The following is a 26,724-nucleotide window of genomic DNA, read 5'->3' as shown; positions in this document are numbered from 1 at the left end:
AGGGGACGGCGGGTCAGCGGCCGGCGGGCAGGCCGAGGAGGCGGGCGGTGCCGTCGACCGTCTCGGCCACCTGGGCCACCGCCACCCGGGCCGCCTCGATGCCGGCACCGAACGGGTCGCCGATGTCGTCGGCGCCGGGTCCGGCCGGCTCGACCTGGCCGCGCATGCCCGCGACCGCCCGGACCGCCTCGGTGCGGTCCTCGGGCCGTTGCGCGCCCTCGACGTGCGCGCCGAGCCGGACGAACTCGCGCATGGTGAACGCGCGTCGCATGGTCGCGGGCACACGACGCAACACCCGGTCGCGGTGCTCGGTGGTCGCGGTCAGCACGAGGTCGGCGTCCTTGATCATCGCGTCGGTGAGCCACACGCCCTCGTGGCCGTCCGAACTCACCCCGCGTTCGGCGAGCGCGGCCGCGGTCGGCGCGTCCACGCCGTACCCCTCCAGCGCGTGGGTGCCCGCACTCACCACGGTGAGCGAGTCCTCCGGGCGGGCGCGGTGGCGCAGCAGCGCCTGCGCGGCCGCCGACCGGCACACGTTGCCGGTGCAGACGTAGAGGACGGTGAAGGTGCCGGACACGGCGGCAGTATGCCAGTCACCGGTCACGGCGGGAGGTCAGGACGCGGCGGCCGTGACACGGCCCTCGACGCCCGTCAGGACGCGTTCGAAGCGGTCGGTGATGGCGTCGATCTCGAACTTCTCGGTCGCGATGGCCCGGGCCCGACGCCCGATGTCCTCCGCCTCCTCGCGGCGCAACCGGGCGAGCCAGGCCACCGCCTCCCGCACCCCCGCGGCGGTCGGCGGGCAGACCAGACCGCCCGAGGCCCGGACGTCCGGGGCGCACGGGTTGTCGGGCGGGGCGAAGACCAGCACCGGGCGGCCGGCCGCGAGGTAGGACAGCACCTTGCTCGGGATCGAGAACAGCGCGGCGTCGGGCTCGAGCTGCGCGACGAGGACGTCGGCGCTGCCGAGCATGTCGGGCAGCACCTCGGCCGGGCTGGAACGGTGCGAGCCGGACGTCCGGACGTCCGGCGCGACCCAGGCGGTCGCGCAGCACCTCGGCCCCGGCGCCCTCGGAGGCGACCACCAGACCGGCGTCGAGTCCGGCCGCGACGAGACCGTCCGCGAGGTCGAGCAGCAGCAGCGGGTTGTGCTTGCGGCCGAGGGTGCCGGCGTAGAGCAACCGCAGTGCGACGTCGGGCAGCGGCCACCAGCCGTTCTCCCGGTCGCGGGGGGTGATCTCGTCGACCGGCGCCCAGTTCGGGATGACGGTGACGTGGTCGGTCCGCAGGCCCCACTGCCGGTAGCGCTCGACGAACGGTTCGCCGATCGCGACGACCGCGCCCGCCCTCCGCACCAGGTCCTTCTCGGTGCGCACGGCGTAGGCGCCCGCCATCCGGGCCGCGGGGGCCGGCAGCTTGCGGGCGGCCTCGGCGGCGACCCCGGCGCTGTAGACGTCCTGGTGCCAGAAGACCCACGGCAAGCCGGCCGCGGCCAGCACGTCGACCGCGACGGCCTGGGCGAACAGCGGGACGTTGCACACCACGGTGACGTCAGGGCGTTCCTCCACCAGCGCGACGCCGAGCGCAGCGCCGTAGGCCCGTTCGAAACGCAGCCGACCGCGCGGGGAGTAGCGCTCGAGCGGGACCTTGGCCTCGACCGACCGGAAGGACAGGCCGTCGGCGTCGCCCGGTTGCCGCGCGAGGACGCCGTGACCGCTGAGGTACTGGCCGCACCAGCCGTGCGTGACCTGGTGACCGCGGCCGGCGAGGCGGCGGGAGAGCTGGGCCTGGAACGGGTGGCCGCTGAAGTCGTGCACGTGGATCCGCACGGGGACCTCCGGGGGAAGGGGTCGGTCGGGGTCAGGCCGGCTTGACGACCAGGCGCGCACTGTTGTCGATGCGCACGAGCAGCGCGGCCTTGTCGGCGAAGTAGTCGTCGACCGCCTTGCGCGCGCCCTGCCAGTAGCCGTAGTCGTCGAGGATGAGGATGCCGCCGGGCACGAGGCGCGGGTAGAGGATCTCCATCTCGGCCTTGGTCGACTCGTGGAAGTCGGTGTCCAGCCGCAGCAGGGCGATCTCCTCCGGCAACTCGTGGCTGACCAGGGTCTCCTCGACCGGGCCGACCACGTAGGTCTGCCGGTCGGTGGGGTAGCCGGTCGAGCCGACGTTGGCCTGCACGGTCTCGAGCGCGACGCCGGTGACACCGGTGGCGTCCTTCTCGGGCTTGGCCAGTTCCGAGTCGAACCACGCCGCGCCGGTGGTGCCGGTGATCGTGACGTCGTCCGCGGTGGGCGGGGTCATGCCGGTGTAGGTGTCGTAGAGCCACAACCGCCGGTCGGTGTCGCCGCTGCGGATGAGTTCGTGGGCGACGACCATCATGCTGCCGCCGCGCCACACCCCGCACTCGACGATGTCGCCGGGGATGCCGGCCTTCGCGACGTACCGCACGGCGTCGCGCAGCGCGACGATGCGTTCCGGGGTCGTCTGGGTGTAGCCGGAGACCTCGCGGATCGCCTGCACGGCGTCGGCGTCGAAGTCGTGTGTGAGCGGCACCAGCGGGCGTTTCACGCGATAGCCGCGGTGTTGGACGGCGCTGGTCACGGTCTGCCGGGCGCGGAACGCCGTCCGGAAGTTGGTCATGGCGGTTCTCCTCGAGGGACGTCAGGTGGTGGCGTGGTCGGCCGCGCGGACGAACACGCCGTCGCACTGCAGGAGGCGGCCGCTGGTGCGGTCGCTGAAGCCGGGCTCGAGCAGCCACAGGGTCATCCCGGCGGCGGTGAGGCGCTCGACGATCTGGGGCATGAGGGTCTGGCCCTCGTAGAGCTCGACCAGGGACATCTCGACCTGGACGACGGCCGCGGTGGCGAGCGTGGCCGAACTGCCGTCCAGCACAGCGGATTCGTAACCCTGGACGTCGATCTTGAACGCGCAGCGCGCCGGGTCCAGGCCACGGTCGGTCACCAGCGTGTCGAGTGTGAAGGCCTCGACCTCCTCGCTGGTGCGGTACGCCGACTGCGGGTCGGCGTCGAGGTGCGCTGCGGTCATCGGCAGCACCGAGGAGGAGTAGGAGTTCGCGGCGACGTTGACGCTCACCGAGCCGTCGGTGTCGGACACCGCCGCCCGTACGACCGCCCACCGTGGGTCGGAGGCAGCGTGTCGGGCCAGCTGGGTGTGTGCATCCTGCAACGGTTCGATCGAGAGGATGTCGCCGGCGTAGCCGTTCACGCGCAGCGCACGAGCGAACTGGCCCTCGTTGGCGCCGATGTCGACCACGGTGGTGACACCGGCCCGTTCGAGGACCTGCCCGAGTCGGTAGGAGTACGGGTTGCGGGAGACGTCGAGCCCGACGCGGTTGAGCGAGCGCCGCGCCAGGCTGCGCAGACGGGGTGGGACGAGGTGGACGGGATCGGCGGTGGCGGTCATGCGATGCGCTCCGTGACGGGGTCGGGGGATGTGGTCGAGGGGAGGGAGTGCGCGACGGCGTCACGCAGCCGGTCGTGCACGGCACCCGGCGAGAGCTGGTCGCGGACCAGGTCGATCGCGTTCTGTCCGGCCCGGGTGGCGAACTCGTTGTCGCGCAGCAACCGTTGCATGCTGCGCACGATGTCGTCGTGGTCGAGCGTGGTGACGCACCCGGCGCCCGCCGCCGCGACGAGCGGTGCCAGCGCGACCTGGTCGGTCACCAGCACCGGACGTCCGCAGGCCATGGCCTCGGCCACGGCGACGCCGAAGTTCTCGTTGTCACTGACCAGCGCGAACACGCCGGGCAGGCTCCACAACGCCGTCTTGGCCTCCGGCCCGATCCAGCCCGGACGCACGATCTGCTCGCGGCGCGCGGCGTTCGACGCCGCGGTGTCGACCCGGCTCTCCCAGTACGGCTCGCCGGTTCCCGCCAGCACGAGCACGTCGTGGGGGCCGGCGGCGGCGTCGAACGCGTCGACCAGCCGGTCGAGGCCCTTCTTGAGATCGAACCGCCCGACGAACGAGACGATCTTGCCGCCCTGATCGAGGGATTCCCGCAACCGGCGGCCCAGCGGCCCGAGGGTGAGCAACGCGGTCTCGACCGGCACCGTCGTGGTCAGCGTCGTCGGGCACGGCACGACCTCGGTGGCCGGGCTCGCGCCGAAGGTCACGAGCGCATCGGCCTCCCGGGCGGTGACGCACCAGACCGCGGCGCCGTCGAGCACGCGACGCCAGAGCGGCGCCAGCAGGTGCTTGACCCGGGTGTGGTGGTGTTCGACGTCCCACGGGTCGAGGCTGCCGTGCGGTGCGGCTGCCCAGGGCACGCCGTGGCGGCGGGCGAGCACGGCGGCGGCGAGGCCCGGCAGGTGGAAGAAGCTGTGCGAGACGACCAGATCGGCGTCGCGGACGGCGTCGCGCAGCCGTCGCAGTTGTGCGGCGTTGCCGTACACGCGGCCGAGCACCGAGCCGGGGGCCGCGAGGTCGACCGACGCCAGTTCGGCCAGCCGGCTCGCGACGGCACCCGGTCGGGTCACGGTCGCGATCACCCGGGCGGACTCACCGCCAGTGCCGCCCCCGACCCCGAGCCAGGCGGCGAGCACCGGACCCGGCCCGCCGAACGCGTCGTCGACCGTGGGCAGCACGTGTACGACCCGGGTTCCGCGCTCGCGGACCAGGGTCCGGGCCGCCGGTCCGAGCGGGACGGCCGGGTTGCCGCCGTACCGGGTGGCCGGTTCGTACCAGCCGGGGGTCAGCACACTGCCGAGCTCGGTGCGCACCCCGGCGGGGACCTCGGTCCCGGCGGCCACCCGGTTGGCCGCGTGCAGGAACACGCGGTCGCCGATCACGACCGGTTCGGCCGTCGGACGCGTGCCGTCCGGCGTGACGTCGTGGGTCATGACGAGGGTGTCCCACCCGGCCACGGCCGCGCCCACGCCGAGGGTGATGCCGCCGCTGCAGTCGAGGCGGTGACGGGTCGTCACCGTCGCGCCCGCGCCGAGCGCGAGTCGCCCGGCGCTCGGGCCCGCGCCGTGCAGCGACGGTGCGGCCGAGACCCAGTTGCGCGGGCCGAGGCTGGCCCCGCCGTCGAGACGCAGCTCGCGCACGTGCCGCACCACCGAGAACGCCCCGACGTGGGCGCGGTCGGCCACCGCGAGGTGGTCGACGTCCACCAGCAGCAACGGATCGATCCGGGCGCGCGGGTGGACGTCGTGTCCGAGCCGACGCAGCGCCCCGTTCTTCAGCGGGCCGGCCGGCAGCAGGCCGGCCGCGGTGGTGGCGAGGCCGCGCAGTGCGCCACCGTGACGGGCGGGCGCGCTCACAGCGTCGCCCGTGCGTCGGCGCGTTGGAACAGCTCGCCACCCTCGACGGCCTTGATGTTCTTCGCCGGCACCCCGGCGTAGAGCCGGCCGGGGTCGGTGAGGCCCGGGAGCACCACCGCCCCGATGCCGGTGAGGCTGCGGGCGGGCAGCACGGCTCCGGCGACGACCCGGTTGGCCCCGTTGAGCAGCGCGTACTCCTCGATGCGGATCGGCGCGCACTCGAGCTTGCCGCTGGCGTGGCTGACGTGGTGGGTCAGCAGGATCGAGCCCATGCCGCCCGCGATCGAGAACCGTTCGAAGCGGACCCCGCCGGAGCAGTCGACGTGGTGGCGGTTGACGATCGCGGCGCACTCGTCGAGCTGGAGGGTGGCGGCTTCGGCGGTGGTGCCGATGAACGTCGGCGCCGCGGAGAACCAGTTGAGTTGGCCGATCGTTGCACCCTGCGCCAACGTGACGCGCGTGAGGCCGCGGAAGACGTTGCCGACACCGACGATCGCGCCCGGTCCGGCCTCGAAGCGCGCGACGCCGGTGACGAGGGACGGCCCGATGCCGGCCGTCGGATCGACCGGGTGGCCGAGCCGGCGCAGCACCAGGTTCTTGAACCGCGAGGCGGGGAGGGCGAACACGAGGAGCGTCAGGATCTTCGTCACCGGAACCTCTTGCATGTGAGATTTCTGTTTGTCTTTCGGTGAAAGACACAGTAAATCAGCGGGCGGGAGCGGGCACCTCGAAGACGTCCGACGTCGGCCGGACCACCGCCATGGCCAGCGACGCCGCCGACCACGAGAGCGCGAGCGCGGCGAGGAACACCCACGAGGAACGGGTGATCAAGGCAGCGGCCGTGCCCGCGGCGAGCACGACGAGCATCACGGCCCGGCCGACGCTGACCTCGCGGTCGCGGTGCCGGGCCCGCAGGTAGTAGGTCTGCACCATCCCCGCACCGACGGCCGCGTAGCTGAAGCCGAGGACCACGACGAAGGATGTCTGCAGGTGGACACCGCCGACCAGGAACCGCAGCGGGTCGACCGCCGTGGCGATCAACGTGACCACGGTGAACGCCGCGGCCGCCACGACCGCACCGGCCGCCGCGACCCAGGCCAGCCGGCGGGCGTCCGCCTCGTCGGCCGCGCGCATCGGCGGGATCAGGACCGCCCGCAGGGCGAGGACCAGGACCACGACGATGCCGAACGGGACCTGTGCGGCCCGCAGGGTCCCGCTGAAGGCGAAACCCAGCTGGGTGGTGACGAGCAGCTGGGCGATCTGCCCCGAACCGTTCACCGCGGCGATCTCCAGGCCGTACCGCACACTCACGGCCTCGAACACCGGAGCCCGGGGGGTCCCGGCGGGGCGACGTTCCCGCACCGCCAGGACCCCGGCGACCAGCAGCGATGCGGCGGCCCACGCCGCCGTGGCACCGGCGACTCCCCACGGGGCACCCGCACGCCACCACACCACGACGCCACCCGCTTGCAGGGCGCCCAGCGTGACGTCGACGAGCAACGCGTTCGACGCGTTGCCGTGTGCAACAGTCCGCACTCGCCAGTAGTCGACCCGGGTGAGGGCGGGCGCGAGCGCCAGAGCCACCAACCACGGATCGGGCGTCCAGGCGAGCCAGCCCACCACGGCGATCGCCGCTCCCGAGATGGTCGCGAGGTCGAGCACCCGGGCACCCGCCGCGTACCGGGCGTCCCGTGACTCCGGTGCAGCCTGCAACAGGCGATCGCCGGTGCCGGCGGCCGACATGCTCTGCGTGAGCTGGACCGCGACCGCGACGGCCGCGAAGATGCCGAAGTCCCGGAGCGGCGCAGCCGCGGCGACCACGAGCACGACCACGACGTTCGTGATGCTGTTGACGGCCTGGTCCCCGACGACGACGAGCAACCGGGCGCGTCCGACCGGCCCGGCCGCCGGAGCCCGGTGCCGCGCGACCACGGCGGTCACCGCGCCCCCACGAGCACGAGGCCCGTGGCCTCCTGCTCCCGGGCGTCGTCACGGTCCTTCTGCACGAGTGCGACGAGGATCCCGACGGGGACGTAGAGGAACCGGTCGGTCAGCAGGTTCTCCACCATGCCGAACAGCAACCACGCCGAGATCGACGCCGCCGCGGCGAAGGCCAGTGGGTACCGCTGCCCGAGGCGCAGGGCACACCGCAGCGCGCCCACGGCGAAGGCGACGAAGCAGCCGAACAGGATGATGCCGCCCGCCGCGAGCAACTGGCGGTAGATGTTGTGGGCGTCGAGACCGACCTGCATCCCGATCCCGAAGAACGGGGAGTGCCGGAAGTCGGCCGTCCCCTGGGCGCCGAGGGTGGCGCGGACCTGGTCGCTCGCGTCGACGCCGGCGCCGTTGCTGAGGCGCACCGAGGTGAGCAGTTGCGACACGGCGTCCGGGTACAGGCCGAACACCACGAACATCAGGCCGAACAACCCGCCGACCACGAGCGGCAGGCGACTGCGCAGGTCGCGCACGAGCACGAGCGTCAGCGCGCTCGCGAGCACCACGCACACCGCGCCGCCGCGGGAGCCGGACTCGTAGGTCGCGGCCAGCAGGGCCACCAGCGCGACCGAGGCGAACACGTTCAGCCGGCGCCGGCCGCGGGTGAAGGCCCAGAACACGAACGGCACCGCGAGGCAGGCGCTCGCCGCGAGGTGGTTGGGGTGGACGGTCAGGCCGGCCTGGCGACCCCCGGAGTCGGGCACGATGAACCCGGCGCTGATCGCGGTGACGCCGAGGCTGTCGGTGACGGCGACGATCCCGGACACCGCCGTCCCGGCCACGTAGGCCAGGGCGAGACGTTTCAGCACCCGGCGGCCCTGCAGCTGCGCCAGGACGCAGAGCACCGGCAGACCGATGAGCGAGACCAGCCACCGTCCGCCGATGCCGACGTTGGTGAAGCCCAGGTCGGTGGTGCCGCCGACCGCGTCGAGGGTCAGGCGACTCGCGAGGTACTCCGGGTCGATCGGGATGAGTTCGTGCGCAGCGGTGAGGGCCGCGACCGCGCCCACCAGCACGAGCAGCCACGCCGGGAGGACCACGCGGGGGATCTCGCCGAAGGTGCGCCCGCTGAACAGGAGGAACACGACCGCGCCGGCGAGCGCGACGTCACCGGGCCGCAGACCACCGAACGCGACGGCGTTCCACGGTGCGGTGCCGGCGGCGACGACCGCGAGCACGGTGCCGATCCGCGCCGGGCCGGAGCGGGTGGCGACGGCCACGGCCAACGCGGTGATGACCGCGATCGATGCCCAGCGCAACGGTCCGTCGAAGCCGAGCGCGACGGCGGTGGCCGCCAGCATGATCAACAGGTAGACCGTCGTGAGCACGGCGTCGCTGATCGCATTCGTGCGACGGGCCTCGAAGCGGCGCCGGCGATTTCGTACCGGACGAGAATCTTCCACCGGAGAATTCACCACTGCGCCATTCCTCTCCGGTCGGGGTCGATTCGGCGTGACCGTACCGAGGAATTCCTCGCCCTGCGCGTCGAGCGATTCCCGGTTAATGTCCGCACGCACCCACTTGTCGAGAGCGCCGAGAACACCCGGCGCACCCCCCGTCCCTCGGAGGCCGCGATGGCGGTACGTGACTACCTGCGAGTGCTCGCCCGGCGTTGGAAGATCGTCGTCGCGTGCCTGGTCCTCGGCGTCGCCGTGGCACTCGCCGTGTCCGCCCTGAGCCCGCGCCGGTACACGGCCACGGCCGACGTGCTGGTCTCGGCCGAGGCGACCTCGAACCAGACCGACAACAGCCAGGGCAGCTACTTCGCGCAGTCCCGGGTGAAGTCCTACGTCGCGGTGGTGACCTCGCCCGACGTGCTCGACAAGGTGCGCACCGACCTGTCGCTGCCGCTGTCGAACGAGCAGCTCAAGGACCGGATCACCGCGACGGCGCAGAGCGACACCACGCTGATCTCGATCAGCGCGACCGACACCTCCCCCGCGCTCGCGGCGAGCATCGCCAACAGCGCGGCGCGGGCCTTCAACTCCGTCGTCGAGCAGTTCGAGACCCCGGCGGACTCGTCGACCTCGGCCATCAAGCTGCTCATCACCAACCCCGCGCTCGCCCCCTCCTCACCGCAGAGCCCGAACGTCCCGGTGAACGCCGCCGTCGGGCTGTTCCTCGGCATCCTGGTCGGGCTGTCGGCCGCCGCGCTGCGCGAACTGCTCGACGTGACCATCAAGGCGCCCGAGGACCTCGCGACCACGGCCGGCGCGCCCCTGCTGGCAGCGATCGTGTCGGACCCCCAGACCCACCGGCAGCCGGTGGCGGCCAAGGTCAACGCCCGTGGGCCGCGGGCCGAGGGTTTCCGGCAGCTGCGCACCAACCTGCAGTTCGTCGACGTCGACCACCCGCCGCGCGTCATCTCCGTCAACAGCGCGGTGCCGGGCGAGGGCAAGACCTCGACGGCCGTCAACATCGCCTCCGCCCTCGCCGAGAGCGGCGCCCGGGTCTGCCTCATCGACGCCGACCTCCGGCGGCCGTCGGTCGCGGACCTCATGGGTCTGGTCGGCACGGTGGGCCTGACCAACGTGCTCATCGGTCAGGTCCCGCTGTCGGAGGCACTGCAGGAGGTCGGGGCGCTGCGGGTCCTGACCTCCGGGGCGCTGCCGCCGAACCCGTCCGAACTGCTCGCGGCCAACCACACCCGCGACGTCATCCGGTCGATCGCCGCGGACCACGACTTCGTCATCGTCGACACGGCCCCGCTGCTGCCGGTGGCCGACGGCGCCGAGATCGCCGCGGCGGCGGACGGCTCCATCCTGGTCGCGCGGTGGGGCAGCACCTCGTTCGCCCAGGTCCGACGTAGCTCCGAGGCGCTGGAGCGGGTCGACGCCCGCCTGCTGGGCGTGGTCCTCAACCGGGTCCCGGGCCGCTTCGCCGGCGCCTACGGCTACACCTACTACGGCAAGCGGCCCAAGTCGGCCACCCACCGTCGCGGCGGCGATCCCGGGGTGGCGCTCACCGACGAACGGGCCACCGAACGCGGCGCCGGAGCCGCGGCGCCCGTGGACGAGACGATCGTCCCGGTGCCGGTCAGCCCCGCGGCCGAGCAGGAGGACCGCCGCAGCTTCGCCTCCTGACCGGTTCCGCCCCGCACATCCACCGGAAACGCCCCGCGCCACTCGGCTCGGGGCGTTTTCGCGTCTTTTCCACCGGTCTCTTCCGCTCGGCGGCGCGTCTTCTCCGCGTCAAGAGATCGGCGGTGGAGACGTTCCCCGTGAGGAATTCGGGAATGGCAGAAACAATGGCTGCCGATCTTCCCGAGGAAAGATCACTGAATGGTCACGGTGATCCAATTCGCGTCACCACGGAAGTGAGGTGGGCGTTAATTTGATCGACAAGGGGCTGCACCCCTCGCACTGCACGTCCCCCGCTCAACTCGCCTGTAGGAGGCGTCCATGCCCGAACACATCGATGCCGTCGTCACTGGAGCCGGAGGCTTCATCGGCGGTCACCTGGTCCGGTCCCTGCTCGAGCAGGGCATGACGGTCCGCGCGGTCGACCGTAAGCCCCTGACCGGCTGGTACCAGGTACACCGCGCCGCAGAGAACGAAGTTCGTGACCTCGTCCTCCTCGAGGAGTGCCAGGCATCGGTGCAGGGCGCAACGGTCGTCTACAACCTCGCCGCCGACATGGGTGGTATGGGATTCATCGAGACCCACAAGGCCGAGTGCATGCTCTCGGTGCTGATCTCGACCCACATGCTGGTCGCCGCCCGCGACGCCGGTGTCGAGCGGTTCTTCTACTCGTCCTCGGCGTGCGTGTACGCCGCCGAGCACCAGACCTCGCCCGACGTCGTCGCGCTCCGTGAGGCCGACGCCTACCCCGCGATGCCGGAGGACGGCTACGGCTGGGAGAAGCTGTTCTCCGAGCGCATGTGCCGGCACTTCCTCGAGGACTACGGCCTGCAGACCCGGGTGGCCCGCTTCCACAACGTGTACGGCCCGGAAGGCACGTGGACCGGTGGGCGCGAGAAGGCCCCCGCCGCCATCTGCCGCAAGATCGCCGAGTGCGTGCTGTCCGGCGACCGCACCATCGACGTGTGGGGCGACGGCAACCAGACCCGCAGCTTCATGTACATCGACGACTGCGTGGACGGCATCCAGCTCATCGAGCGCGGCACCGACCCGCGGCCGGTGAACCTCGGCAGCAGCGAACTCGTCACGATCAACCAGCTCATCGACATCGTCTCCGACATCGCCGGCATCCGGGTCGACCGTCGCCACGACCTCACCGCGCCGCAGGGCGTCCGGGGACGCAACAGCGACAACACCGAGATCGTCGCCCGGTACGGGTGGGAACCGACGATCTCCCTGCGCACCGGCCTCGAGCGCACCTACGCGTGGGTGTTCGACCAGGTCCGCGCCGAGGCCAACGGGGCGTCGACCACGCACCTGTTCGGCCGGCACCACGCACGCACCGAGAACGCCACCGGGTTGCGCAGCGTCCCCGACGCCGCTGCGTCCTGACCCCCGCTCACCACGGCACCCCGACGGTCCGACGTGTCCCTCCCGAGCTCCCGCCCCCGCCCGCGGCCGCGCCACCAGCACCCGGCCGCACGACGTCGGGGCCGGCCTTCCGTGATCCGGTCGGCCGGTCCCGCCGCCCGCGCGGGCTCGACCCGCCCGGCCACGAGATCGTCATCGTCGAAGAGGTTCCCACTCGTGGATTCTCACGACCGACTCACTCGAGAACACCCGACGTTCGTTGCCGAAACGAGCCCGGCTCGGGTGGATCGCTGCCGGGCGCAACGACACGATGACCGGGCGCCGTCTCCCCCGGACGGCACCGCGAGAAGGGCCGGCATCCGTGACCTCTCAGACTGACGCGTTGGTCGTGGGCGCCGGCGGCTTCCTCGGCGGCCACCTGGTCCGTTCCTTGCTCCTGCAGGGTTTGCGCGTGCGCGCGGTCGACGCGCGTCCGGTCGAGGGCTGGCTGCAGGTGCACGACGGGGCCGACAACCGCCGCGCGGACCTCGCCCAGGTCGAGAACGCGGTCGCCGTGACCAGTGGTGTCACGACGGTGTACGACCTGGCGGCCGCGGCGTCCGACGCCCCCCGGGTCGACCGGATGACCGGCGTGCTCGCCGACACCCACCTGCTGCAGGCCGCCCGCGACACCGGCGTCGACCGCTACGTGGTCGGGTCGTCGGCCGTCGACGTCCCCCCGGCCCTGGCCGCCGCCTCCCCCGACGACCGGTGCTGGCGGCACCTGTTCACCGAGCGGATGGCGCGTCACTTCCACGAGGACTTCGGCCTGCAGACCCGCATCGTGCGCCTCGGGCCCCTGTACGGCCCGCGTGGCGGCGACGCCGGCCCGGTAGCCGGCCGTGCTGTCGTGACGACCGTGGTGGAACGCACCGCGATCGCCGTCGCCGAGCGCAGCCGCACGGTCGAGATCCCCTACCGCGCCGAGGATCCTGCCTCACAGGTGTACGTCGACGACGCCGTCCTCGGCCTGCAGCTGGTCGCCCACGGGGCGGACTCCTGCGGCCCGCACGTCGTCGTCGATCCCGACCCGCTTCCGGTCGCCGCCGTCGTCCAGGCCGTGCTGGCCGCGGCCGGCGCGCACGCCGAACCCGTCTACACCGCCGAGTACGACGTCCCCCGCGTCATCGGCGACACGAGCGCGCTCGTGGAAACCCTCGACTGGGAGCCGGACATCCCGCTCGCCGCCACCCTGCACCCGTTGTGGGCGGCGGCGTCGCGTGACGTCCGGCGTGGCCCCGACCGGCTCCCCAGCGTGTCCGACCGGTGGACGCACCGCCGCTCCGCCGTTCCCTCGTCGGCCCATCCGGTCCGAACGACGTCCCGGGTGGTCGGTCGCCACCGCTACGAGAATGCAGGCTGAACCATGATCCGTCGTCTCCTCGCCGTGATGTGCGCTCTCACGTCCCTCGCCGTCGGCGTGGTGCTGTTCTCCCCGGCCGCCTCGGCCGACCCCTACCCGCCCACGAACCCGCCGTCGCTGGCCGCGAGCGCCTACGACCCGTGCGCCGGGGCGTCGAACGCCCTGAGCGGCAACGGGTTCCGCGCCGGCGAGGCGGTCCGGGTCGTCCTGATCGGCCGCGGTGAGCTCGGCCGCCCGGTCGCCGACGCCAACGGCAGCTGGCGCCTCACCGTGCTCATCCCCGCCAACGCCCGCGGCGCGGAGGTCATCACCGCCACCGGTCTGACCTCCGGCCTCTCGGCGTCGGTCGGGCTCGACGTGCCGTGTGTGCTCGGCCAGTCGAGCACCTCGGTCGACGACGGCGGCGGTCTCGCCTACACCGGTGTCGCCGTCGGCGGGGTGCTGCTCGCCGCGGCCGTGCTGCTCGGCGTGGGCGGCATGTTGCTCGTCGCCGGCCGTCGTCGCCGCGCCGGCGCCACCCTGTCCTAGTCGAGTCGACCGGTCCCGAGCAGCACTGTCATGGCGGTGAGCGCCCGACACGTCAGCGAGCTGCCCGCTCGCCGGTCGGCCCTGCGCCTCTGGTTCCGCGCCCGACGCCGGCAGCGTCTGGTGCACAGCCGTCACCGTCGGCTGCTGCGCCGGTACGGCCCGACCTGGTGGACGCTCGTCGCGAGCGCGACGCTGTTCATCGGTGTCGTCGGCTACCTCACCGTGACCGCCGTGATGGTGCGCAGCCAGATCACGCAGTTGCAGTCCTCGCTGAGCACGATGCAACAGTTCGTGCGGGAGGGGAAGTTCGCGGATGCGCAGCGGGCCGCGGCGGACGCCGCCCCGGCCGCCGCCCGCGCGCACTCCCTGACCGACGGCCCGGTGTGGGGACTCGCCGCGGGCGTCCCCTGGGTCGGGGCGCCGCTGTCGTCGGTGCGCGAGACCACGGCGGCGGTCGACCAGCTCACCGGGTCGGTGCTGCCGTCGTTGACGCAGGTCGCGGGCAAGCTGGACCCGGCCGTGCTGCGGCCCGACGGTCGCACCGTCGACGTCGCGACCCTCCGCCGCATCGCACCGACGTTGCACAGTGCATCACTGCAGACCAACGGCATCGAACAGCAGGTCCTGAGCGCTCCCGGCCACACCTGGTTGCCCCTCGTCGACAACGCGCACGCGACCGTCTCCGCGGCGGTCTCGAAGTTCGCGGGGTTGCTCCGCGGTGCCGACCAGGCCGCCTCGATCGCCCCCGGTCTGCTCGGTGCCGACGGACCCCGCAAGTACTTCGTCGGATTCCAGAACGAGGCCGAGGTGCGCGGCTCCGGCGGGTTGCCGGGCGCGTTCGCGATCCTGGCGGCCGACCACGGCCACGTCACCTTCGAGCGGTTCGAGAGTGACGTGGCACTGCTCTCCTACCGCCCGGACGGCATGGTCAAGACCGGCCTGGACTTCGGCCCGGACTACGACGCGCAGTGGAAGGGCTCGGACCCGACGTCGCTGTACGTGAACAGCAACCTCTCGGCGCACTTCCCCTACGCCGCCCGCATCTGGGTCGCGATGTGGGAGAAGGTGAGCGGCGAGCACCTCGACGGTGCGATGGCGATCGACCCGACCGCGTTGTCGTACCTGCTGGCCGTGACCGGTCCGGCGCAGGTGGCCGACGGCACGGTGGTGACGGCCGAGAACGTCGTCGACCTCACCCAGCGGGTGGCGTACGCGAAGTACCCCGACACCGTCGCCGGCGGTCTGGCCCGCAAGGAGTGGCTCAAGAGCGTCACCGCGGCCTCGGAACGGCAGTTGCTCTCGGGTCGCGGCGACGCCGCCGCGCTGGTGGCGGCGCTCGCCCGCGGCGTCGGCGAACGCCGCGTGCTGGCGTGGAGCTCCGACGCGGACGTGCAGCAGGCCCTGGCCCGCACGCCCGCCGCCGGCATCGTGCCGGACGACGCCGCGCCGTTCACCGGGATCGTGATCAACAACGCCGCGGCCGGCAAGCTCGACTACTACGTCGACCGCCGCTTCGACTACCTGCGCACCGGGTGCGGCTCGACCCGCGACGTCATGGCCACGCTGACGCTCACGAACAACGCACCCGCGTCCGGCCTCCCGCCGATCGTCACGCGCCGCCTCGACAGTGACGCCGCGAAGGCGCAGAAGGGTGACACCCGGATGTTGGTCGACTACGTCGCGACCGACGGCGCGGTGCTGAAGTCGCTGACGGTCGACGGTCGTCCCGTCGCCGCGGCGCGCTACACCGAGCGCGGACACCCGGTCTACCGCATCGACCTCGAACTCCCCCGCGGCACGACGGTCGAGATCGTCGTCCACGTCACCGAGCCCGCGGGCGGCGGCGGCCGGCCGACCCTCCTGCTCCCCCCGGGCATCCGCCCGGTCCCGGTCACCGTCAACGACCAGTCCTGCTCCTGACGCCGCGCCCGAACACCGGACCCGAGCTCAGCGGACGTAGGGGAACGCGAGGGTCTGACGGATCGAGGCGCCGGTCAGCATCATGACCAACCGGTCGACACCGAGGCCGAGGCCGCCGGTCGGGGGCATGGCGTACTCGAGCGCGGTGAGGAAGGCCTCGTCGACCTCCATGGCCTCGGGGTCGCCCGCCGCGGCCTTGGCCGACTGGGTGACGAGCCGCTCGCGCTGGTCGACCGGGTCGATGAGCTCGGAGTAGGCCGTGCCGAGTTCGGCGCCGAAGGCCACGAGGTCCCACCGCTCCGACAACCGCGGATCGCACCGGTGGCGACGGGTCAGCGGCGATCCCTCGATCGGGAAGTCCTTGTAGAACGTGGGGAAGGTCGTCTGCTTCTCGACGAGGGCGTCGTAGAGCTCGTTGACGAGCTCGCCGGCGTTGGCCTCGGACGGCGCGGCGACGCCGTGGCGGGCGCACACCGCGCGCAGTTCGTCCTCACCGGTGTCCGCGGTGAGCGTCGTCCCGGTGGCGCGTGACACCGCCTCGTGCACGGTGACGACCGGCCACTCCCCCGAGAGGTCGACGAACTCGCCGTCCCGTAGGGCGACCGGGCGTCCCCACACCGCGGTGGCCATCTCGAGCACGACCTCGCGGGTCAGCCGGCGCATGGTGTCGTAGTCACCGAAGGCCTCGTACGCCTCGAGCGAGGTGAACTCCGGGTTGTGGGTGGCGTCGGCGCCCTCGTTGCGGAAGTTGCGGTTGCACTCGAAGACCTTCTCGACGCCGCCGACGCACAACCGCTTGAGGAACAGCTCCGGCGCGATCCGCAGGTAGAGATCGGTGTCGTACGCGTTGATGTGCGTGGTGAACGGCCGCGCGTTGGCCCCGCCGTGCACGGCCTGCAGCATGGGTGTCTCGACCTCGAGATACCCCCGGTTCACGAACGCGGTGCGCAGGGCCAGCACGCCGACCGACCGCCGCTGCAGCATGGCCCGGGCGTCGTCGTTCACGATGAGGTCGAGGTAGCGCTGCCGCACGCGGGCGTCGGAGTCGGTGAACCCCGCGCGCAGACCGGGCAACGGGCGCAGGCACTTGCTGGCCATGCACCAGGAGTGCGCGAGCACCGACAGCTCACCGGTCCGCGACCGGACGACCTCACCGGTCACCGAGATCTGGTCCCCGAGGTCCACGGCGTGGCGGAACAGCCACGAACCGTCGTCCCCGACATCGGCCTTGGACACCATGACCTGCAGGCGTTGCTCGCCTTCGGTGAGTACCGCGAAGACCAGTCCGCCGAGGTCGCGCACCACCCGGACGCGCCCGGCGACCGACACGACGGCGCCGCTGGACCCTCCCGGTTGCAGCGCGCCGTGGGCGGCCACGACGTCGGCCAGCGACGCGGTGCGTGGCACCCCGACGGGGTAGGCCTGCTCCCCCGCCTTCTCGAGCAGGGCGATCTTGTCCAGACGGGCCTGCTGCTGCTGGGTGGGGCGCCGGACCGGTCGGACGGCCGTGTCGCGCAGGGCTTTCTCCTGAGCGAGCGCCGCGACGGCGAACGGCACCTCGTCCTGGCCGTCGTACCGGACCGCGCCGTCGACCGCGCGGGTGGGTGGGATCCCCGCCGCGGGCAGGAACCCCTCGGCCTTCCCGGCTGCGACCGACACCCGGGTCAAGGTGAGCGAGGAGTCGTAGCAGAGGAAACGCGGTTCCCAGCGCGGCAGGTACCGGGCGTTGGACCGGTACAGCGACTCCAGTTGCCAGAACCGCGACGCGAACGTCAGCACCGCGTTGGTGGCGCGCACCATCGGCCCCGCACCGACCCGTTCGGCCGCGGAGAAGACCCCACGGAACATGGCGAAGTTGAGAGAGATGCGGCGCACGCCGAGGTCGCCGGCCCGCAGCGCCAGCTCCGAGACCATCGCCTCGACGAGGCCGTTCTCGCAGTCGCGGTCGCGCCGCATGAGGTCGAGCGACAGACCCCGGCGACCCCACGGCACGAACGACAACAGTCCACGCAGGCGACCCTCGGCGTCGTGGGCGAGGACGGCGACACAGCTGCCGTCGACCGGGTCGCCGATGCGTCCGAGGGCCATGGAGAAGCCGCGTTCGGTGTCGTCGCCCCGCCAGTCCTCGGCGCGCCGGTCGATCTCGGCGAGTTGCTCCGCGGTGAGTTCGGCGTGCCGGCTGATCGTGATCGTGTAACCGGCGCGGGCGACCCGCTGCACAGCCCGACGCACCGGCTGCATCGTGGGGCCCTCGAGGGTGAAACCGTCGACGTCGATGATGGCTTCGTCGCCCAGCGGGATGGCCTTGAGCCCGGCGGCCACGTAGGCCTCGGCGCCGCGGGTGCTGGCCGAGAGCACGGCCGGGAACCAGCCGTACCGACGGGCCTCGGCGAGCCAGGTCTCGATGGCCGGCGCCCACGCGCCGGGCGCCCCGATCGGGTCGGCGCTCGCGAGGCTGACGGAGTTCAGGACGCGGTACGTGACGGCGGCGTCGTGGCCGGGCGCGAACACCACCGACTTGTCGTGGCGGGTGGCGAAGTAGCCGAGCGAGTCGTCCTCGCCGTGGCGCAGCAGCAGGGCGCGCAGGTCGAGTTCGTCCTGCGCGGTGAGCCAGTGCTTGGAGCGGGTGGAGCGCAGGAAGACGTACGCGGCAGCCACGAGCGCGGCGGCGGAGACGACGCCCGCGACGATCGCCACCCAGTGGTGACCGACCTGCCCACGCCAGTTGGCCTCCCCCGAACTGGGTTCGAGCCCGACCGCGACCCGGATGCCCCACACGACGCGGCGCCACCCGCCGTCGAGTCGGTTCGGGAAGACCTCGGTGAGCGCGACGGCCAGCACCATCGACGCCGCGATGCCCGAGACGAGCACGAGCAGGGCGCGCCAGCGGGCTCCGGACTCCAGCCGGGCCCGGAAGGCGCGGCGCGCGAGCAGCAGGCCGACCAGCGCCAGCACCGGCACGACGGCCGAGACGGCGAGGTCGACGTACTGGCCGGGCGTGACCCGCTGCTCCGACAGCCCCAGCGCCGAGCCGACGATCAACAGCAGCGACGACCCGGCCGCGAGGGCCTCGAACACCAGCAGGACGAGGAACCCGAACCGCAGGCGCCGCCGCACCGCCCCGCCGAGCAGCGCGAGCAGGACGAACGAGAACAAGCTGGGCCCGACGGGCAGACCGCTCCACCCCAGGACGTCGGACACGACGTCGATCGGGCCCGAACGCGGGAAGGCCAGGGCGAGCAGGCACCACGCCGCCGCCACGACGACGAACTTCCCGGTCCACCCGGCGAACGTGTCGCGCCAACCGCCCACGCGGGTGGCGGTGTCGCCGGACGCAGCCGTCACGCCCCCGACGATAGGGGGTGGTTCCTGTGCCCCGCGTGTTGCACCGCACCACGGGTGCGCGCATCAGTGGTGCGTCTGCGGTGTGTCAGCCCCGCCGACGCACCACGTGCCTGTCCTCCACCCGTGATCGGCCTGCGAGGACTGCTCCGCGACGACATCCGGGCCCACGACTTCACGCCGTGGGACCCGGTCATGTGGGAGCAGTGGGTGACCGGCAGCCGCACCTTCCGTCCCGAGTTGTCGGTACTGCTGGTCCGCGACGACGACCCGAGCGGGTGGTGGCCTACGCCCAGCACGCCGGGTTCGAGGCGTACGCGGCTGCGACCGGGCGCCGCGAGGCCCACGTGACGCGGGTCGGCGTCCCTGCACGTCGACGCCCAGAACCCGACCGGCGCGCTCGGCGTCCACGAACGCGCCGGGTTCGTCGTCGAGCGCCGGTTGGCCGCGTACGCCCTCGAACGCGGGCCGGTCAGCCCGGGATGACCTCGTCCGCCAGCCACGCCGCGACGCCGTCGGGGTACGGCGCGGGCAGGCTGAGCACGACGTGGGGGAACCCCGCCTCGACGGCCCGCTCGACGGCGCCGCGGGTGACGCCCGGGTCGTCGTAGGCGACCGGCAGCACGATCGAGCGGGTGATCTCCGCGGGGTCGCGGCCGATCTCCGCGCAGAACCCGTCGAGCACCCCGCTGCGGGCCACGCAGTCGGCGAGGTCGCCACCCGGCACGTTCCAGACGTCGGCGTACCGGGCGACGACCCGCAACGTCGACGCGGCGCGGCCACCGACGACCACCGGCGGGCCCGGGCGTTGCACGGGCTTGGGGTTGCCGAACGCTCCGGTCACCTTCTGGAAGCGGCCGTCGTGGTCGAACGGGACCTCTGAGGTCCAATGGCGTCGGATGATCTCCAGCGACTCGGCCAGGCTGGCGACGGCGTCGGCCGCGGCGAGGTACGGCAACCCGTTCGCGTCGTACTCCTGCCGCGCCCACGGGACACTCGGCCGCGACCCGGCGCCGATGCCGAAGTCGAGCCGGCCACCGGAGACGATGTCGACGGTCGTCGCGATCTTGGCGAGCATCGTCGGCGGGCGGAACCGGTTGCTGGTCACGAGGAGCCCGAGCCGGATGCGGCTGGTCAGCGCGGCCATCGCCGAGAGCAGCGTCCAGCCCTCGAAGATCGGGCCGTCGAGGCCGCCGGCGATCGGGAGCAGGTGGTCGAACAGCCAGGCGTGACCGATCCGTGGCTCGGCGTCGGCCTCGCGCCAGACCCGCAGGAGGTCGTCGTACCCGACGCCCTGGGGCGCCGTGGCGATGCCGACGTTCGGCGTGGTCACGCCGCGCGCCGCCGCAACGTTGCATCCAGCAACGACGGCCGGGTGTCGATCTTCTCGTCCGCAGCCAGATCAATGCCTGGTGCAACGATCTTGTCGATGGCGTCGAGGACGTCGGCCGGGAGCACGGTGTCCGCCGCGGCCAGCTGCGACTGCAGGTGCTCGAGGGTGCGGGGTCCGACCAGCGCACTCGTCACGCCGCGGTGGGCCGTCACGAAACCCAGGGCCAGCTGGATCAGCGTGAGCCCGGACTCGTCGGCCAACTCGGCGAAACGTTCGACAGCGTCGAGCTTGGCCCGGTTCACCGGGAGGTCGAGGTCGAAGCGTGCGGGCATCACCGTGGAGCGGCTCGTGGTGATCTCCTGGCCGCGTCGGACAGCGCCCGAGAGCCAGCCGCTCGACAACGGGCCCCACACGAGCACGCCCAGGCCGTGGTCCTCGGTGACGGGGAGGACCTCGGCCTCGGCGCCGCGGTTGAGCAGCGAGAAGTGCAACTGCTCGGTGACGTAGCGGCCGAGCGCGCGTCGCTCGGAGGTCCACTGCGCCTCGACGACGCGGTGGGCCGGGAACTGCGAGCTGCCGAAGTACTGGATCTTGCCCGCGCGCTGCAGGTCGGTGAGCGCTCCGAGCGTCTCCTCGTCGGAGGTCGTGGGATCCCACCGGTGGACCTGGTAGAGGTCGACGTGGTCGACCCCGAGGCGGCGCAGGCTGTCGTCGAGCGCGGTGGTGAGCCACCGGCGGGACGCGCCACGGTGGTTGCGCTCGTCGCCCATCGGCAGGAACGCCTTGGTGGCGAGCACGATGTCGTCGCGGCGGCCCGCGAGGGCCTTGCCCACCATCTCCTCCGACTGTCCCTGGCTGTAGAAGTCGGCGGTGTCGATCGTGTTGACGCCCGCCTCGAGCGCGGCGTCGACGATCGCGGTGGCGTCGTCCTGGGTCGTGTTGCCGACCCGGCCGAAGTTCATCGCCCCGAGGGCGAGGGTGCTGACCTGGACGCCGGTGCGTCCGAGGGTGCGGTACTGCATGGGGTCTCCTCTGGCATGATGGAAGCGGAACGTTGTTCCGGTCGTCGTGGAACGATACGGAGCGCTGTTCCGGTTCGCAACCGCCTGCCGTCCGGAGACCCGTGACCACCGCCTCGCCCCGCAAACGCGCCGACGCGCGCCGCAACGAGCAGACCCTGCTCGACGCCGCCGCGGCCGTCTTCGTCGAGTCCGGCGTCGACGCGCCGGTGCGCGAGATCGCGACCCGTGCGGGCGTCGGCATGGGCACCATCTACCGCCACTTCCCCACCCGGGCCGACCTCATCGTGGCCGTGTTCCGGCACCAGGTCGACGCCCTGGTCGCGGCCGGCCCGGCCCTGCTCGACTCGGCGGCGTCGCCCTTCGACGCCCTGGCGTCCTGGATCGACCGGTTCGTCGACTTCCTGGTCACCAAGCACGGCCTGGCGCGGGTGTTCCAGTCCGACGACCCCGGTTCCGCCGCCCTGCACGCCGACTTCGTCGAACGCCTGGTGCCGGTGCTCGGCACGTTGCTCGACGCCGCGGTCGCGGCCGGTCAGGTCGACCCCGGCACCGACCCGTTCGTCCTCATGCGCGGCGTCGGCAGCATCTGCGCAGGCTTCCCCGCCGACCAGCACGACGCCGCCCGCGCCCTCGTCGACCTGCTCGTCGCCGGCCTGCGTCGGTCCCCCGCCTGATCCGGTCCCGTCGTCGTCTCGCTCGTCGTCTCGTTCGTGTTGACGGGTCGGGCGCGTCAGGCGCGTCAGGCGGGTCGGGCGAGGTCAGGTGGGGAGGCCGCGCAGGACGCGGAGGGCGACGGAGAGGACGGCGAGGTCGCCAGCGGCGGGTTCGGAGGCCAGGGCGGAGTCCAGCGTGACCAGGGCGCGTTCGACCCGTTCGGTGTTGGCCGCGGCCCAGGTCTGCATCCGCTCGGTGGCGGGGGCGGTGGGGTCGCTGCCGCGCAGGACGGTGCGGGTGAGGGACGACAGCGCGGCGTAGAGGTCGTGGCGCAGCGCCGAGCGGGCGAGGGCGTGCCAGCGGTCGCGGCGGTCGAGGCCCGTGATGCGGGTGAGCAGCGCGTCGACGTGGAAGTGCTCGGACAACGCGAAGTGCAGCGCGGCCACCGCCTCCACCGGCTCGTTCTCGGCCTGCGCGATCTCGACGACGTCGAGGAGCAGGAACCCCGACAGCAACGCCGAGACCCGGTGCGCGAGGTCGGTGGGCAGGCCCGCGGCGACGAGGGAGGCCGAGTCGGCGTCGAGGGCCTCGCGTTCCACACCACACACCAACTCGTGGACGTGCGGCAGCAGCGCCGCGACGGCCGGACGGAACCGGGAGATCTCGGCGGTGACGTCGGCGATCGGGAAGCGACTGTCGAGCAACCACCGGGTGGCCCGGTCGATCACCCGACGGATCCAGCGCAACGCCGCGACCTGGGCGTCGGTCGAGACCGTGTGGTCGAGGGCCTCGACGTCGGCCCAGAACGACTCCAGGTCGAACACCTCGCGGGCGACCGTGTACGCCTTGAGCACCTGCTCGGCCGGCGCACCGGTCTCCTCGACCGCCCGGAACACGAAGGTGGTGCCGGCCCGGTTGACGCAGTCGTTGACGACGGCCGTGGTGATGATCTCCCGGCGCAGCGGGTGGCCCGCGAGCTGCGGGCGCAGCCGCTCGACGATCTCCGCCGGGAAGTAGCCCACCAACGCCCGGTGGAACCAGGGTTCCTCGGGCAGCGAGGTGGCGATCAGCCGACGGGTCAGGCCGTTCTTCACGTACGCGACCACCACCGACAGCTCCGGCGAGGTCAGTCCCTGGCCCGCCTCGGCCCGCTCGGTGAGCTCGGCGTCGTCCGGCAGGAACTCCAACGCCCGGTCCAGTTCGCCGGTCGACTCCAGCTCGCGCAGCAAGCGCGCGTGCACGCCGATCAACGCCGGTGCGGTCGAGCGGCTGACACCGAGCAGCACGTTCTGCCCGTAGTTGTCGGCGAGGACCTGCTTCGCGACGACGTCCACCTGGTCCAGCAGCAGCGGGTTGCGTTCGGCCGCGGGCAGCGCGCCCGAGGCGACGGCCCGGTCGAGCAGGATCTTGATGTTGACCTCGTGGTCGGAGGTGTCGACGCCCGCGGAGTTGTCGATGGCATCGGTGTTGATGCGACCACCCGCGCCCTCGGGTCCACCGTGCAGCGCGTACTCGATGCGGCCGAGTTGGGTCAGCCCGAGGTTGCCGCCCTCCCCGACGACCTTGGCCCGCACGTCGCGACCGTCGGCGCGCAGGACGTCGTTGGCCTTGTCCCCCGCGGCGCCCTGGGGCTCGTCGGACGCCTTGACGTACGTGCCGATCCCGCCGTTCCACAACAGGTCGACCGGCGCGACGAGCAACGCGTGCAACAGTTCCGCGGGCGAGAGCGAGACCGCCTGCGGACCGAGACCGAGAACGGCGCGGACCTCGGCGGAGACGGGAATCGCCTTCAGCGTGCGGGGGAAGACGCCACCACCGGCGGAGATGAGCGCCTGGTCGTAGTCGGCCCAGCTCGAACGCGGCAGCGCGAACAGCCGCTGCCGTTCGGCGAACGAGGCCGCCGGATCGGGGTTCGGGTCCAGGAAGATGTGGCGGTGGTCGAACGCGGCCACGAGCTTCAGCGCCCGCGACTGCAGCATCCCGTTGCCGAACACGTCGCCGCTCATGTCACCGATGCCGACCACCGTGACCGGGTCACGCGCGACGTCGACGCCCATCTCGCGGAAGTGGTAGGTCACCGACTCCCACGCGCCGCGCGCGGTGATGCCCATGGCCTTGTGGTCGTAGCCGACCGACCCGCCCGAGGCGAACGCGTCGCCGAGCCAGAAGCCGTACTCGTGCGACACCTCGTTGGCGAGGTCGGAGAACGTCGCGGTGCCCTTGTCGGCCGCGACGACCAGGTAGGCGTCGTCACCGTCGTGCCGCACCACCCGTTCGGGCGGCACGACCCGGGCGGTGCCGTCGGCCGACAGCACGTCGTTGTCGGTGACGTCCAGCAGGCTCGAGACGAACTCGCGGTACGCGGCGCGACCCTCGGCCAACCAGGCGTCGCGGTTCGTTGCATCCGGCAACCGTTTCGCGACGAACCCGCCCTTGGCACCCACCGGCACGATGACGGCGTTCTTGACCATCTGGGCCTTGACCAACCCGAGCACCTCGGTGCGGAAGTCCTCCGGACGGTCCGACCACCGCAACCCGCCCCGGGCCACCGGCCCGAACCGCAGGTGCACACCCTCGACCCGGGGCGAGTGCACCCAGACCTCGGCCCACGGCTTCGGCAGCGGCAGGCCCTCGATCCGGTGCGGCGCGAGCTTGATCGCGATGGCCGCGCGCCGCTCCCCTGCGGGGTCGCGCCGGTAGGCGTTGGTGCGGGTCGTCGCCGCGATGAGCCCGGCGAACGTGCGCAGGATGCGGTCCTGGTCGAGGCTCGCGACGTCGGCGAGCGCCTCGGCGATCCGGTCCTCGGTCGACGCCTGGTCGTCCGGACGGCTCACGCCGACCAGGGACGGGTCGAACCGTTCCTGGAAGAACTCGACCAGCAGCCGGGCGATCGCCGGGTGCTCGGCCAGGGTCCGTTCGAGGTAGCCCTGGCTGAAGCTGACGCCCGCGATGTTCGCCTGCCGCAGGTACTTCGCGTACGTCCGCAGCACGTCGGCCTGCCGCCAAGTCAGTCCGGCGCGGACGACGAGCGCGTTGAAGCCGTCCTGCTCGACGCGTCCGCGCCAGAGCAGCGCGAGCGTCTCGACCAGTTCGTGCGCGCTGCGGTCGTCGAGCGGGACGCCGGCGGGCAGCCGCAGCCCGAAGTCGTACACCCACGCACTGCCGCCGCCGGCGAGCCCGATCTCGTAGGGACGTTCGTCGAGGACCTCGAAGCCGGTGTCGGTGAACATCGGCAGCGCCCGCGCGAGCGAGAGGGTCGCGCCGGTGCGGAACACCTTGAGCCGGCGGTCGGCGGGGTCGTCGGCCGGCGGTCGGTAGAGCGAGAACGCGAGACCGTCGTCGGCCGGCAGCTGCGCGAGCTGCACGAGGTCGGTCACCGCGGTGGACGGTGCGAAGTCCTCCTTGTACGCCTCGGGAAGCCCGACGACGAACCGTTGCACGATGCCTTCCGCCCGTTCCTCGCCGACGGCGAGGGTCAGCAGGTCGGCGAGGTCGTCCGACCACCGGCGGATGACGGCCTGCACCTCGTTCTCGACCGTGCTGCGTTCGGGGTTGGGGATCTCCTCCCCCGGCCGCAACGCGATGAGGAACTGCATGCGGGCGAGGTCGAGTTCGGTGATGCGGTCGTCGCGACCGATGGCGGTGCCCGGCCAGTTGCGCGCGATGATCTCGCAGACCCGGCGCCGGGTCTCGGGTCCGAACCGGTCGGCCGGCAGGTACACGAGCACCGACACGAAGTCGTGGTTGAGGTGGACGCGGGCGAACACCCCGACCCCGCCGTGGTCGGCGCGGTCGACGACCAACTGCGCGAGCCGCAGCAGATCGGGCGTGGGCGCCTCGAGCATCTCGTCGCGCGGGAGGGTGCGCACGGCGGCGGCGAGCCGGCGGCCACTGTGGCTGTCGGCGCGCACGCCGGAGGTCGCCATGATCTCGGCGATGCGCTGCCGGACGACCGGGACCTGACCGAGCGTGTAGTCGGCCCGGTCGACGATGAGCCCGAGGAACACGTGCAACCGGCCGTCAGCGGGATCGACGACGGTGACGCAGTCGTAGTGCGCCGCGCGTCGGATCCGTGACACCAGCGGCGACTTGAAGATCACCAGCGGGTTGCCGCTGCGGAACGCCGGCAGCAGCTCCGACGGTGAGATCACCGCGCCACCCGGGCGCAGCACGCCCTCGCCGGAGGTCCGGGGGGAACTCGACGGGTCGGCGCCGAGCTCGGTGGCGGTGAACGCCGCGTGCCCGACGATGAGGTAGTTGCCGTCGGCGAGCCAACGCAACAACTGCCCGGCCTCGGCGCTGGTGTCGCGGTCGAAGTTGCCCGGGTCCTCGACGAGGTGATCGGCGAGCGTGCGCATCGCCGCGTACATCGGCGAGGCGTCGGTGACCGCCTGCGACACGTCGACCAGTGCTGTGTGCAACCGTTCCGCCACCGTCGCAGCGGTGTCGGGGTCGACGGCCGGGATCTCGACGTGGATCCACGACTCGGTGATCGCGCCGTCCGGCAGCGGCGCGGTGTCGGCGAGGTCGTGCACCTCGGTCAGCACACCCTCGGCGTCGCGTTCCACGATGAGTGCCGGGTGGACCAGCGTCAGCACCGTGTGGCCGCGGTGTTCGAGTTCGGCGCGGACCGACTCGACCAGGTAGGGCATGTCCGGGCTGACGATGTCGAACGAGGTGACCGGCCCGAGGTCGGTGGCGAACCCCTCGTCGGTGGCGCGGACCGCGATGCTCGCGCCCGGGCGGACCCGGCCGGCGAGCCCCGCCGCGGCGGCGGCGCGGGTGAGCCCCGCGA

At 72.5% G+C, this 26,724-nt stretch carries 19 protein-coding genes and 1 pseudogene; 7 read left to right on the top strand and 13 right to left on the bottom strand.

Going from position 1 to position 26,724, the window contains the following annotated elements; all coding sequences use genetic code 11:
* Positions 1 to 13: 13 nt before the first annotated feature.
* The 9 genes and pseudogenes from ACXR2U_RS08565 to ACXR2U_RS08525 form a co-directional block, all read right to left on the bottom strand.
* Complete coding sequence (locus tag ACXR2U_RS08565; protein ID WP_458824554.1) at positions 14 to 577, bottom strand: arsenate reductase/protein-tyrosine-phosphatase family protein; 564 nt, start codon at positions 575 to 577, stop codon at positions 14 to 16.
* Positions 578 to 613: 36 nt separating this feature from the next.
* Positions 614 to 985 carry a hypothetical protein gene (locus ACXR2U_RS08560; RefSeq protein WP_458824621.1) on the bottom strand — a complete coding sequence of 124 codons (372 nt, stop codon included), beginning with the start codon at positions 983 to 985 and terminating at the stop codon, positions 614 to 616.
* Between the two features lie 328 nt (positions 986 to 1,313).
* Positions 1,314 to 1,817, bottom strand: a pseudogene (locus tag ACXR2U_RS08555) (glycosyltransferase family protein); the annotation flags it as partial.
* 43 nt (positions 1,818 to 1,860) lie between these two features.
* Positions 1,861 to 2,640 (bottom strand): TylF/MycF/NovP-related O-methyltransferase, encoded by a 780-nt coding sequence (locus tag ACXR2U_RS08550; RefSeq protein WP_458824553.1) that lies wholly within the window; start codon positions 2,638 to 2,640, stop codon positions 1,861 to 1,863.
* A gap of 21 nt (positions 2,641 to 2,661) precedes the next feature.
* Positions 2,662 to 3,423: an FkbM family methyltransferase gene (locus ACXR2U_RS08545; RefSeq protein WP_458824552.1), complete on the bottom strand. Its 762-nt coding sequence runs from the start codon at positions 3,421 to 3,423 to the stop codon at positions 2,662 to 2,664.
* Positions 3,420 to 5,282: a glycosyltransferase gene (locus tag ACXR2U_RS08540; RefSeq protein ID WP_458824551.1), complete on the bottom strand. Its 1,863-nt coding sequence runs from the start codon at positions 5,280 to 5,282 to the stop codon at positions 3,420 to 3,422. Before ACXR2U_RS08540 ends, ACXR2U_RS08545 begins: the two co-directional genes overlap by 4 nt.
* Complete coding sequence (locus ACXR2U_RS08535; protein WP_458824550.1) at positions 5,279 to 5,932, bottom strand: hypothetical protein; 654 nt, start codon at positions 5,930 to 5,932, stop codon at positions 5,279 to 5,281. The genes ACXR2U_RS08540 and ACXR2U_RS08535 overlap by 4 nt, the downstream gene beginning before the upstream one ends.
* 55 nt (positions 5,933 to 5,987) lie before the next feature.
* On the bottom strand, positions 5,988 to 7,223 hold the full coding sequence (locus ACXR2U_RS08530) for a hypothetical protein (RefSeq protein WP_458824549.1): 1,236 nt from the start codon (positions 7,221 to 7,223) through the stop codon (positions 5,988 to 5,990).
* Positions 7,220 to 8,605 (bottom strand): O-antigen ligase family protein, encoded by a 1,386-nt coding sequence (locus tag ACXR2U_RS08525; protein ID WP_458824548.1) that lies wholly within the window; start codon positions 8,603 to 8,605, stop codon positions 7,220 to 7,222. The genes ACXR2U_RS08530 and ACXR2U_RS08525 overlap by 4 nt, the downstream gene beginning before the upstream one ends.
* A gap of 246 nt (positions 8,606 to 8,851) precedes the next feature.
* Here ACXR2U_RS08525 and ACXR2U_RS08520 point away from each other — a divergent pair, with 246 nt between their 5' ends.
* The 5 genes from ACXR2U_RS08520 (at position 8,852) to ACXR2U_RS08500 (ending at position 15,578) form a co-directional block, all read left to right on the top strand.
* Positions 8,852 to 10,360 carry a tyrosine-protein kinase domain-containing protein gene (locus ACXR2U_RS08520; RefSeq protein WP_458824547.1) on the top strand — a complete coding sequence of 503 codons (1,509 nt, stop codon included), beginning with the start codon at positions 8,852 to 8,854 and terminating at the stop codon, positions 10,358 to 10,360.
* Between the two features lie 318 nt (positions 10,361 to 10,678).
* Positions 10,679 to 11,749, top strand: a complete 1,071-nt coding sequence (locus ACXR2U_RS08515; protein ID WP_458824546.1) for an NAD-dependent epimerase/dehydratase family protein — start codon at positions 10,679 to 10,681, stop codon at positions 11,747 to 11,749.
* A gap of 340 nt (positions 11,750 to 12,089) precedes the next feature.
* Positions 12,090 to 13,130 carry an NAD-dependent epimerase/dehydratase family protein gene (locus ACXR2U_RS08510; RefSeq protein WP_458824545.1) on the top strand — a complete coding sequence of 347 codons (1,041 nt, stop codon included), beginning with the start codon at positions 12,090 to 12,092 and terminating at the stop codon, positions 13,128 to 13,130.
* A gap of 3 nt (positions 13,131 to 13,133) precedes the next feature.
* Positions 13,134 to 13,658 (top strand): hypothetical protein, encoded by a 525-nt coding sequence (locus tag ACXR2U_RS08505; RefSeq protein ID WP_458824544.1) that lies wholly within the window; start codon positions 13,134 to 13,136, stop codon positions 13,656 to 13,658.
* A 36-nt stretch (positions 13,659 to 13,694) separates the two neighbouring features.
* Positions 13,695 to 15,578, top strand: coding sequence for a DUF4012 domain-containing protein (locus tag ACXR2U_RS08500; protein WP_458824543.1), 1,884 nt, complete (start codon positions 13,695 to 13,697; stop codon positions 15,576 to 15,578).
* 27 nt (positions 15,579 to 15,605) lie between these two features.
* Here ACXR2U_RS08500 and lysX read toward each other — a convergent pair whose 3' ends face one another.
* The gene (gene lysX, locus ACXR2U_RS08495) at positions 15,606 to 18,923 is read right to left on the bottom strand and encodes a bifunctional lysylphosphatidylglycerol synthetase/lysine--tRNA ligase LysX (RefSeq protein WP_458824542.1); all 3,318 of its coding nucleotides are present in this window, start codon (positions 18,921 to 18,923) and stop codon (positions 15,606 to 15,608) included.
* A 123-nt stretch (positions 18,924 to 19,046) separates the two neighbouring features.
* Here lysX and ACXR2U_RS08490 point away from each other — a divergent pair, with 123 nt between their 5' ends.
* Complete coding sequence (locus tag ACXR2U_RS08490; RefSeq protein WP_458824541.1) at positions 19,047 to 19,271, top strand: hypothetical protein; 225 nt, start codon at positions 19,047 to 19,049, stop codon at positions 19,269 to 19,271.
* Positions 19,272 to 19,392: 121 nt separating this feature from the next.
* On the opposite strand, the gene ACXR2U_RS08485 is transcribed toward ACXR2U_RS08490, so the two are convergent.
* Both ACXR2U_RS08485 and ACXR2U_RS08480 read right to left on the bottom strand, forming a co-directional pair.
* The gene (locus tag ACXR2U_RS08485) at positions 19,393 to 20,253 is read right to left on the bottom strand and encodes an LLM class flavin-dependent oxidoreductase (protein ID WP_458824540.1); all 861 of its coding nucleotides are present in this window, start codon (positions 20,251 to 20,253) and stop codon (positions 19,393 to 19,395) included.
* Positions 20,250 to 21,275: an aldo/keto reductase gene (locus ACXR2U_RS08480; protein WP_458824539.1), complete on the bottom strand. Its 1,026-nt coding sequence runs from the start codon at positions 21,273 to 21,275 to the stop codon at positions 20,250 to 20,252. The genes ACXR2U_RS08485 and ACXR2U_RS08480 overlap by 4 nt, the downstream gene beginning before the upstream one ends.
* 101 nt (positions 21,276 to 21,376) lie before the next feature.
* On the opposite strand from ACXR2U_RS08480, the gene ACXR2U_RS08475 reads away from it, so the two are divergent.
* Complete coding sequence (locus ACXR2U_RS08475; protein ID WP_458824538.1) at positions 21,377 to 21,949, top strand: TetR/AcrR family transcriptional regulator; 573 nt, start codon at positions 21,377 to 21,379, stop codon at positions 21,947 to 21,949.
* 84 nt (positions 21,950 to 22,033) lie between these two features.
* On the opposite strand, the gene ACXR2U_RS08470 is transcribed toward ACXR2U_RS08475, so the two are convergent.
* A partial coding sequence (locus ACXR2U_RS08470) for an NAD-glutamate dehydrogenase (protein ID WP_458824537.1) occupies positions 22,034 to 26,724 on the bottom strand: 4,691 nt, incomplete at its 5' end.

Source organism: Jatrophihabitans sp. YIM 134969 (assembly GCF_054456675.1).
The sequence above is the reverse complement of the archived record's forward strand: the minus strand, read 5'-3'. Positions and strand labels throughout refer to the sequence as shown.

Coding starts and splice junctions, on each gene's coding strand:
- ACXR2U_RS08480 (WP_458824539.1), bottom strand. CDS start 21,275: ATGCAGTACCGCACCCTCGGACGCACCGGCGTCCAGGTCAGCACCCTC.
- ACXR2U_RS08515 (WP_458824546.1), top strand. CDS start 10,679: ATGCCCGAACACATCGATGCCGTCGTCACTGGAGCCGGAGGCTTCATC.
- ACXR2U_RS08545 (WP_458824552.1), bottom strand. CDS start 3,423: ATGACCGCCACCGCCGATCCCGTCCACCTCGTCCCACCCCGTCTGCGC.
- ACXR2U_RS08520 (WP_458824547.1), top strand. CDS start 8,852: ATGGCGGTACGTGACTACCTGCGAGTGCTCGCCCGGCGTTGGAAGATC.
- ACXR2U_RS08550 (WP_458824553.1), bottom strand. CDS start 2,640: ATGACCAACTTCCGGACGGCGTTCCGCGCCCGGCAGACCGTGACCAGC.
- ACXR2U_RS08505 (WP_458824544.1), top strand. CDS start 13,134: ATGATCCGTCGTCTCCTCGCCGTGATGTGCGCTCTCACGTCCCTCGCC.